Origin of the sequence: Burkholderia sp. ZZQ-2, assembly GCF_050768715.1 — a bacterium.
Lineage (GTDB): Bacteria > Pseudomonadota > Gammaproteobacteria > Burkholderiales > Burkholderiaceae > Burkholderia > Burkholderia cepacia.
The window spans coordinates 1-9716 of record NZ_LDVA01000365.1 but is presented as its reverse complement, the minus strand read 5'-3'; the positions used below and the strand labels follow the sequence as shown (position 1 = coordinate 9716).

9 protein-coding genes are annotated in these 9716 nt (G+C 66.3%); 7 read left to right on the top strand and 2 right to left on the bottom strand.

Annotated elements, in window-relative coordinates; all coding sequences use genetic code 11:
* Positions 1-19: 19 nt before the first annotated feature.
* A complete protein-coding gene (gene uvrA, locus ABY44_RS37345; RefSeq protein WP_060171871.1) occupies positions 20-2905 on the bottom strand; it encodes an excinuclease ABC subunit UvrA in 2886 nt (961 codons plus the stop codon).
* 264 nt (positions 2906-3169) lie between these two features.
* Here uvrA and ABY44_RS37340 point away from each other — a divergent pair, with 264 nt between their 5' ends.
* The 5 genes from ABY44_RS37340 to ABY44_RS37320 all read left to right on the top strand — a co-directional run bounded on the left by ABY44_RS37340 (position 3170) and on the right by ABY44_RS37320 (position 7161).
* Complete coding sequence (locus tag ABY44_RS37340; protein WP_059695088.1) at positions 3170-4357, top strand: MFS transporter; 1188 nt, start codon at positions 3170-3172, stop codon at positions 4355-4357.
* A 101-nt stretch (positions 4358-4458) separates the two neighbouring features.
* On the top strand, positions 4459-5016 hold the full coding sequence (locus ABY44_RS37335) for a single-stranded DNA-binding protein (protein ID WP_021162583.1): 558 nt from the start codon (positions 4459-4461) through the stop codon (positions 5014-5016).
* Positions 5017-5136: 120 nt separating this feature from the next.
* Positions 5137-5685, top strand: coding sequence for a G/U mismatch-specific DNA glycosylase (gene mug / locus ABY44_RS37330; RefSeq protein ID WP_060174794.1), 549 nt, complete (start codon positions 5137-5139; stop codon positions 5683-5685).
* Entirely contained in the window at positions 5672-6295 is a 624-nt protein-coding gene (locus ABY44_RS37325; protein ID WP_060174793.1) for a DNA-3-methyladenine glycosylase, read from the top strand. The genes mug and ABY44_RS37325 overlap by 14 nt, the downstream gene beginning before the upstream one ends.
* 101 nt (positions 6296-6396) lie before the next feature.
* A complete protein-coding gene (locus ABY44_RS37320; protein ID WP_027789114.1) occupies positions 6397-7161 on the top strand; it encodes a ParA family protein in 765 nt (254 codons plus the stop codon).
* A gap of 3 nt (positions 7162-7164) precedes the next feature.
* Here the strand turns inward: ABY44_RS37320 and ABY44_RS37315 are convergent, their stop codons facing one another.
* A complete protein-coding gene (locus ABY44_RS37315; RefSeq protein ID WP_155638017.1) occupies positions 7165-7380 on the bottom strand; it encodes a hypothetical protein in 216 nt (71 codons plus the stop codon).
* Between the two features lie 285 nt (positions 7381-7665).
* Between ABY44_RS37315 and phaP the strand changes: the two genes are divergently transcribed.
* Together phaP and ABY44_RS37305 are read left to right on the top strand one after the other, a co-directional pair.
* The gene (gene phaP, locus ABY44_RS37310) at positions 7666-8250 is read left to right on the top strand and encodes a TIGR01841 family phasin (RefSeq protein WP_027789115.1); all 585 of its coding nucleotides are present in this window, start codon (positions 7666-7668) and stop codon (positions 8248-8250) included.
* 291 nt (positions 8251-8541) lie between these two features.
* On the top strand, positions 8542-9716 hold a 1175-nt coding region (locus tag ABY44_RS37305), incomplete at its 3' end, for an acetyl-CoA C-acetyltransferase (protein WP_060174564.1).

Below are 9716 nucleotides of genomic sequence, written 5' to 3'. Positions count from 1 at the left end.
GACAGGGCGGCGCGAAGCGTCAGCCCGCCGCGACCTTGCGGGTCGGGCGCTTGAGCAGCGGCGCGAGGTACTTGCCGGTAAAGCTCGCTTTCGTCTTCGCGACCTGCTCGGGCGTGCCCTGCGCGATGATCTGGCCGCCGCCGGCGCCGCCTTCGGGGCCGAGGTCGATCACCCAGTCGGCCGTCTTGATCACGTCGAGGTTGTGCTCGATGATCACGACCGTGTTGCCCTGGTCGCGCAGCCGGTGGATCACTTCCAGCAGCAGCGCGATGTCGTGGAAGTGCAGGCCGGTGGTCGGCTCGTCGAGGATGTACAGCGTGCGGCCGGTGTCGCGCTTGGAGAGTTCGAGCGACAGCTTCACGCGCTGCGCCTCGCCGCCCGACAGCGTCGTGGCCGACTGGCCGAGGCGGATGTAGCCGAGGCCGACGTCGAGCAGCGTCTTCAGCTTGCGCGCAATGACCGGCACCGCGCTGAAGAACGCGTACGCGTGCTCGACGGTCATGTCGAGCACTTCGCTGATGTTCTTGCCCTTGTACTGCACTTCGAGCGTTTCGCGGTTGTAGCGCTTGCCGTGGCACACGTCGCACGGCACGTAGACGTCCGGCAGGAAGTGCATCTCGACCTTCAGCACGCCGTCGCCCTGGCACGACTCGCAGCGGCCGCCCTTCACGTTGAACGAGAAGCGGCCCGGATCGTAGCCGCGTTCCTTCGAGGTCGGCACGCCCGAGAACAGCTCGCGGATCGGCGTGAACAGGCCCGTATAGGTGGCCGGGTTCGAGCGCGGCGTGCGGCCGATCGGCGACTGGTCGACGTTGATCACCTTGTCGAAGTGCTCGAGGCCCTCGATCGCCTCGTGCGGTGCCGGTTCGGCCGACGAGCCGTACAGGTGGCGCGCGACCGCGTGATACAGCGTGTCGTTGATCAGCGTCGACTTGCCGGAACCCGACACGCCGGTGATGCAGGTCAGCAGGCCGACCGGCAGCTCGAGATCGACGTGCTTCAGGTTGTTGCCGTGCGCGTCGACGATGCGCAGCATCCGCTCGGGATCGGGCGCGAGCCGCTCGTCCGGGTACTCGATCGTGCGCTTGCCGACCAGGTACTGGCCGGTGAGCGACTGCGGGTTCGACTGCACCTGCTTCGGCGTGCCTTCGGCCACGATCACGCCGCCGTGCTCGCCGGCGCCCGGGCCCATGTCGACGACGTAGTCGGCCGTGCGGATCATGTCCTCGTCGTGCTCGACGACGATCACCGAGTTGCCGAGGTCGCGCAGGTGCTTGAGCGTCGCGATCAGGCGGTCGTTGTCGCGCTGGTGCAGGCCGATCGACGGCTCGTCGAGCACGTACATCACGCCCGTCAGACCCGAGCCGATCTGCGACGCGAGCCGGATGCGCTGCGCCTCGCCGCCCGACAGGGTCTCGGCGCTGCGCTCGAGCGACAGGTAGTCGAGGCCGACGTTGTTCAGGAACGTCAGGCGCGCGACGATTTCCTTGATCACCTTGTCGGCGATCTCGCGTTTCGCGCCTTCGAGCGTCAGCCCGTCGAAATAGCCGAGCGCGTCGCGCAGCGGCCAGCCGCTGATTTCATAGATGCCGCGCGCGTGGTCGCCGGTGCCGATGCGCACGTGGCGCGCCTCGCGGCGCAGGCGCGTGCCTTCGCACGACGGGCACGGCTGGTTGTTCTGGTACTTCGACAGCTCTTCGCGCACCGCGACCGAATCGGTCTCGCGGTAGCGGCGCTCGAGGTTCGGGATGATCCCTTCGAACACGTGCTCGCGGATCGTCGTGCGGCCGCGCTCGTTGATGTACGAGAACGGGATCGTCTGCTTGCCCGAGCCGAACAGCAGCACCTTCCGGATCTTTTCCGGCAGGTCCTCGAACGCGGCGTCGATGTCGAATTCGTAGAAGGCCGCGAGACTCTGCAGCATCTGGAAGTAGAACTGGTTGCGGCGGTCCCAGCCCTTCACGGCACCGGCCGCGAGCGACAGCGACGGGTGCGCGACGACCCGCTTCGGGTCGAAGAACGTGATCTGGCCGAGGCCGTCGCATTCCGGGCACGCGCCCATCGGGTTGTTGAACGAGAACAGGCGCGGCTCGAGCTCCTGCAGCGAGTACGAGCAGATCGGGCACGCGAACTTCGAGCTGAACAGGTGCTCGTGGTCGGTATCCATTTCCAGTGCGATCGCGCGGCCGTCGGCGAGGCGCAGCGCCGTCTCGAACGATTCGGCGAGGCGCTGCTTCATGTCCGGGCGCACCTTGAGACGATCGACGACGACGTCGATCGTGTGCTTGTCGTTCTTCTTCAGCTTCGGCAGCGACTCGACCTCGTAGATCTTCGCGACGCCTTCGTTCGCGGCGCCGCCGCCCGAGCGCACGCGAAAGCGCACGAAACCCTGCGCCTGCATGTCCTCGAACAGCTCCGCGTGCTCGCCCTTGCGGTTCGCGATGACGGGCGCGAGGATCATCAGCTTGGTGTCCTCGGGCAGCGCGAGCGCCGCGTCGACCATCTGCGACACGCTCTGCGCTTCCAGCGGGATGTCGTGATCGGGGCAGTACGGCGTACCGACACGTGCGTACAAAAGTCGCAGGTAGTCGTGGATTTCCGTGACCGTGCCGACGGTCGAACGCGGGTTGTGGGACGTCGCCTTCTGCTCGATCGAGATCGCGGGCGACAGACCCTCGATCAGGTCGACGTCGGGTTTCTCCATCAACTGCAGGAACTGGCGGGCATACGCGGACAGGCTTTCGACGTAGCGGCGCTGGCCCTCGGCATAAAGGGTGTCGAACGCGAGCGACGACTTGCCCGACCCGGACAACCCGGTAATCACGATCAGCTTGTGGCGCGGCAGGTCGAGATTGACGTTTTTCAGGTTGTGGGTGCGTGCCCCACGGATACGGATCTGTTCCATGAACCTGGCGAAAATGGAGGGAACCAAACCTGCTACTATAACGGCTTTTCGAGGCCGTCGTTTGGGGCCCCCGGCCTTGGCCGCAGGTGGCAGCAAGGCGGCGCCTGCGCCGGGAAAGCGGCCGCGCCGCGCGGTTCCGGGTGGCCCGCGGGCTGCCTGAATCCTGCCCCGACGTGTCGCCCGCCAAGCCTCCCGGGCCGCTGGTCCTGATCTTCCGCCGCCCGGTGTCGGGCGGTCATCCCGATCATTCGAAATACATTCCCGATGTCCAATCCGTCTGCCACGTCTTCCCGCATGACTGCGCCCGAATTGCGCGCGACCACGTCGCTCGCGGCGATCTTCGCGCTGCGCATGCTCGGCCTGTTCATGATCATGCCGGTGTTCTCGGTCTACGCGAAAACCATTCCGGGCGGCGACAACGTGCTGCTCGTCGGCATCGCGCTCGGGGCCTACGGCGTCACGCAGTCGCTGTTCTACATCTTCTACGGCTGGGCGTCGGACAAGTTCGGCCGCAAGCCGGTGATCGCCACGGGCCTCGTGATCTTCGCGATCGGCAGCTTCGTCGCCGCGTTCGCGCACGACATCACGTGGATCATCGTCGGCCGCGTGATCCAGGGGATGGGCGCGGTCTCGTCCGCGGTGCTCGCGTTCATCGCCGATCTGACCTCCGAGCAGAACCGCACGAAGGCGATGGCGATGGTCGGCGGCTCGATCGGCGTGTCGTTCGCGGTCGCGATCGTCGGTGCGCCGATCGTGTTCCACTGGGTCGGGATGAGCGGGCTGTTCGCGATCGTCGGCGTACTGTCGATCCTCGCGATCGGCGTCGTGCTGTGGATCGTGCCCGATGCGGCGAAGCCCGTGCACGTGCCCGCGCCGTTCGCCGAGGTGCTGCACAACGTCGAGCTGCTGCGCCTGAACTTCGGCGTGCTGGTGCTGCACGCGACGCAGACGGCGCTGTTCCTCGTTGTGCCGCGCCTGCTCGTCGACGGCGGCCTGCCGGTCGCCGCGCACTGGAAGGTCTACCTGCCGGTGATGGGGCTCGCGTTCGTGATGATGGTTCCGGCGATCATCGTCGCGGAAAAACGGGGCAAGATGAAGCCGGTGCTGCTCGGCGGCATTCTGGCTATCCTGATCGGTCAATTGCTGCTGGGCAGCGCGCCGCATACCATCCTGATTGTGGCGGCGATTCTGTTCATCTACTTTCTCGGTTTCAACATCCTGGAAGCGTCGCAGCCGTCGCTCGTGTCGAAGCTCGCGCCCGGTTCGCGCAAGGGTGCGGCCACGGGTGTCTACAACACCACGCAGTCGATCGGGCTCGCGCTCGGCGGCATCGTGGGCGGCTGGCTGCTGAAGCACGGGGGCGCCAACACGGTGTTCTACACGTGCTCGGGGCTCGTTGCCGCGTGGCTTATAATCGCGGCCAGCATGAAAGCGCCGCCGCGCAAGGCCTGAACTTACTTCGGGCAGGCACCGGCGGCGTTCGCCGGCTTGCCCGGCGGGCCGCACCGGCAGCGTGAGCGGGCGGCCCGGCATCGAATTTACTGGAGAAACACATGGCATCCGTCAACAAGGTCATCCTCGTCGGCAATCTCGGCGCCGATCCTGAAGTCCGTTACCTGCCGAGCGGCGACGCGGTTGCGAACATCCGTCTCGCGACGACCGACCGCTACAAGGACAAGGCAAGCGGCGATTTCAAGGAAATGACCGAGTGGCATCGCGTCGCGTTCTTCGGCCGTCTGGCGGAAATCGTCAGCGAATACCTGAAGAAGGGTTCGTCGGTCTATATCGAAGGCCGCATCCGCACGCGCAAGTGGCAAGGCCAGGACGGCCAGGATCGTTACTCGACCGAAATCGTCGCCGACCAGATGCAGATGCTCGGCGGCCGCGGCGGTGCGGGCGGCGGCGGTGGCGGTGGTGACGAAGGCGGTTACGGCGGCGGCTACGGTGGTGGCGGCGGCGGTGGTCGCGGCGAACAGATGGAACGCGGCGGTGGCGGCGGCGGTCGTGCCGGCGGCGCGGCGCGTGGCGGTGCTGGCGGCGGCGCGCAAAGCCGTCCGAGCGCACCGGCAGGCGGCGGCTTCGACGAAATGGACGACGATATCCCGTTCTGATCGGCACGCCGGTATCCTGCGTCACGATGGGCCCGAATGTCCGAGTCAAGCCGGTTGCTTGGCCCGGGTCTTCGGGCCTTCTTTCGTTTACGTCGATGTTCCTTGCACGCCAGGCAAATCGTGGCTGACGAACTTCCCGACCTCATCGCGGAGCATCTCGACGTGCTGTTCTGCGGGATCAACCCCGGCCTGGCCGCGGCCGAGACCGGGCATCACTTCGCCGGGAGGAGCAACCGCTTCTGGCGCGTGATCCATCTCGCGGGCTTCACGCCGGCGGAAATTTCGCCGCAGGACGATCGCGCGATACTCGGCCATGGCTGCGGCCTGACGGCGGTGGTGAAGCGGCCGACCGCAAGCGCCGATCAGCTTTCGCGCGCGGAATTCATGGCCGCGGCCGCGGGGTTCGAGCAAAAGGTGGCGCGTTATCGGCCGCGCTTCGTTGCCTTTCTCGGCAAGGCGGCGTACTCGGCGCTTTCCGGCCAGCGTGAGGTCGGGTGGGGCTTGCAGCCGGCCCGCATGCAGGGGGCAAGTGTCTGGGTGCTGCCCAATCCCAGCGGGAGAAATCTCGCGTTCGGCCTCGACGATCTGGTCGATGCCTACCGTCAACTGCGTCTGCACGCGAAGGCCGGTTCCGGTCTTCAACCGGAGAGGCGGGATGCGGCGCGGTGAACCCGCGCCTGCGTGGCCGGGCGCCGTGCTGCCCCGCGCGTTCTTCGACCGCGCGGCCACCGACGTCGCGCCGCAACTGCTCAACAAGATCCTCGCGGCCGCGGACGGCCGGGCAGGGCGGATCGTCGAAGTGGAAGCCTATGCTGGCGCGATCGACCCGGCCGCGCATACCTATCGCGGCAAGACGCCGCGCAACGCGACGATGTTCGGGCCGCCGGGGCACCTGTACGTCTATTTCACGTACGGCATGCACTGGTGCTGCAACTGCGTGTGCGGCCCGGACGGCACGGGAACGGGCGTGCTGATCCGTGCGCTCGAGCCGGTGCAGGGGATCGAACGGATGCGCGCGGCACGGCCGCCGCAGACGCGCGATCGTGATCTGTGCCGCGGGCCGGCGCGGCTGACGCAGGCGATGGGCATCGGCGGTGCGCAGGATGGCGTCGATCTCGTCGCTGCGCGCGAAGGGTTCGCGATCGTCGACGACGGCACGCCGCCGCCCGCGAACCTGGCGGGCGGGCCGCGCATCGGCATTCGCGTCGGCATGGAATTCCCGTGGCGGTGGTGCGTGCCCGGCAGCCGGTACGTGTCGGGGGCGCTGCCGCGCACCTGATGCGTGCCGTATACAAATCGCACGCAATTCGACCTGCGTCACGCGGTCGCCATTATTGACCGGCTAAGCTGCTCTTTTCGACGTTCGATCGAGGGGGCACCATGCGGCGGGTCGTATTCAACCAGAAGGGCGGCGTGGGCAAGTCGACGATCGTCTGCAACCTGGCGGCGATCAGCGCGAGCGAAGGATTGCGCACGCTCGTCATCGACCTCGACGCACAGGCGAACTCCACACGCTACCTGCTCGGCGACGCCGCGGCCGACGCGCAGCCGGGTGTCGCCGATTTCTTCGAAACCGCGCTGACCTTCAACTTTCGTCCGGTCGACGTCGCGTCGTTCGTCCATCCGACCCCGTTCGAAGGGCTCGACGTGATGCCCGCGCATCCGGATCTCGACACGCTGCACGGCAAGCTCGAATCGCGTTACAAGATCTACAAGCTGCGCGACGCGCTGAACGAGCTCGATGCCTACGACGCCGTGTACATCGACACGCCGCCCGCGCTGAATTTCTATACGCGCTCGGCGCTGATCGCGGTCGAGCGCTGCCTGATCCCGTTCGACTGCGACGATTTTTCACGTCGCGCGCTGTACACGCTGCTCGAGAACGTGAAGGAGATCCAGCAGGACCACAACGCGGCGCTCGAGGTGGAAGGGATCGTGATCAACCAGTTCCAGCCGCGAGCGAGCCTGCCGCAGCGGCTCGTCGACGAACTCGTCGAAGAAGGGCTGCCGGTGCTCGCGTCGAGGCTGTCGGCCTCGGTGAAGATCCGCGAGTCGCATCAGCAGTCCAGGCCGGTGATCCATCTGGAGCCCGGGCACAAGCTCGCGCAGGAGTTCCTCGCGCTGCATCGCGAACTGGCCGGCTGATCTTCACTGCCTGCCTGACCAGCACGCGGCCGCATCATGCGGCCTTTTTTTATTGCGACCCGCAATTCGTCCGATCATTGATTTTGTCATTAATAATCCCGAAAACGATTTCATAATAAATCCGCAAAAAACGATTACATAAGCGACTGCTCCATTTTCAATGTGCGCCGGTTTTCTAATAAACGGAATAATGAATTGGTAAATGTTGCGCGACGTCATGATCGGCTATCCTGTAAAAAGGTAGAAATGCATTGCGGGACAGAGTGAAGCGCCGTCTCGTCTGCGATGTCGGCGCATCACGGGTTCCAGCGGTCGCCCGGAATTAAGATAAGGGTTTACACCTAGTATTAATGCCATTTAATTGACAATTAATCGATCTAGAATGGGATCCTTCACCTTCCCGTACTCAAACAAGTGACGGGTTGTCAATAAGGAAGTCTGCTGTCGAACCGGCTTCCGATTTTCCTTACGTCGTCTCTCGCATTGCCAACAGGAGCGTGCCCGATGTCCGTATTTGCCCCCGAAAAACTCAATGCCGATTATCAGTCCGGTATCGCCGCGTGGTTTGCGATCGCCCGTCCGGCTATCCAAGGTTTCGAGGCTGTCGTCGAACTCAACCTGCAAGCGGCCCGGACGGCGCTCGAGGAATACGAAGACAAGCTGAAGAACGCGTTCAACAGCAGCAATCCGGCCGTGGGCTTCGCGCAGCAGATCGCCGTGCCGCAGGAAGCGGCCGGCAAGGCCGTGTCCTACGGCCGCCACCTGTTCGACATCGCGGTGTCGACGCAGTCCGAATGGGCAAAGGTCGCGCAAGCCCAATACGAACAGAACGACAAGCGCCTGAAGGACGTGCTGGGCGAGCTGTCGAAGCACGCACCGGCCGGCTCGGCGCCGGTGGTGGCCGCGCTGAACTCGGCGCTGTCCGCGGCGACTGCCGCGGCCGACTCCGTACGCGCAGCGACGGGGCAGGCGATCGAAGCCGCCCAGAGCGGCTTCGACGCGGTCACCGAAACGGCAACGCGTGGTGCGAAGCAAACGGCCGCCGCCGCGCGCAAGGACGCCGCGGCCGCCCGCGAATCGGCTGCGTGATCGCGTAGCCGCGCAAGCATGTGTCGCGCACGGGCGCGACACGATTGATCGGCGCCGGATGGTGCCGGACGCCGCGTGTGCCGCGCGGTGTCCGGCTCACGTCCGGTTTGCCGCAACGCGCCGGTGCCCGGCGAGCCGTGCGGGTGTGCCGCCCGTGCGGACGGGTGCGGTTCGCCGTACAGAGGCATGCGACCGCTACCGCGCCGGATGGCCCGGGGAGCGCGTTCGCCGGCCGAGACCGGCTCGCACCGGCGTCGGAACGACGAACTGATTTCAATGCAGGAACTGGACATGACGGACGTAGTGATCGTATCGGCCGCGCGGACCGCGGTCGGCAAATTCGGCGGTTCGCTTGCGAAGATTGCAGCACCCGAACTGGGCGCGACGGTGATCCGCGCAGTGCTGGAGCGCGCGGGCGTGAAGCCCGAGCAGGTGAGCGAAGTGATCATGGGCCAGGTGCTGACGGCCGGCTCGGGCCAGAACCCGGCGCGGCAGTCGCTGATCAAGGCCGGGCTGCCGACGGCAGTGCCGGGGATGACGATCAACAAGGTGTGCGGCTCGGGCCTGAAGGCCGTGATGCTGGCGGCGAACGCGATCGTCGCGGGCGACGCGGACATCGTGATCGCGGGCGGCCAGGAGAACATGAGCGCGTCGCCGCACGTGCTGCCGGGCTCGCGTGACGGCTTCCGGATGGGCGATGCGAAGCTGGTCGACACGATGATCGTCGACGGCCTGTGGGACGTGTACAACCAGTACCACATGGGCATCACGGCGGAGAACGTCGCGAAGGAATACGGGATCACGCGCGAAGAGCAGGATGCGTTCGCGGCGCTGTCGCAGAACAAGGCGGAAGCCGCGCAGAAGGCGGGCCGCTTCGACGACGAGATCGTGCCGGTGTCGATCCCGCAACGCAAGGGCGAGCCGCTGCAGTTCGCGACCGACGAATTCGTGCGTCACGGCGTGACGGCGGAGTCGCTGGCGGGGCTGAAGCCGGCGTTCTCGAAGGACGGCTCGGTGACGGCGGCGAACGCGTCGGGGCTGAACGACGGCGCGGCGGCGGTGCTGGTGATGTCGGCGCAGAAGGCGGCGGCGCTGGGTCTGACGCCGCTGGCGAAGATCAAGGCCTACGCGAACGCGGGCGTCGATCCGAGCGTGATGGGGATGGGCCCGGTGCCGGCATCGCGCCGGTGCCTGGAGCGCGCGGGCTGGACGCCGGGCGACCTGGACCTGATGGAGATCAACGAGGCGTTCGCGGCGCAGGCGCTGGCGGTGCACAAGCAGATGGGCTGGGACACGTCGAAGGTGAACGTGAACGGCGGGGCGATCGCGATCGGTCACCCGATCGGTGCGTCGGGCTGCCGGATCCTGGTGACGCTGCTGCACGAGATGGCCAAGCGCGACGCGAAGCGCGGGCTGGCGTCGCTGTGCATCGGCGGCGGGATGGGCGTCGCGCTCGCGGTCGAGCG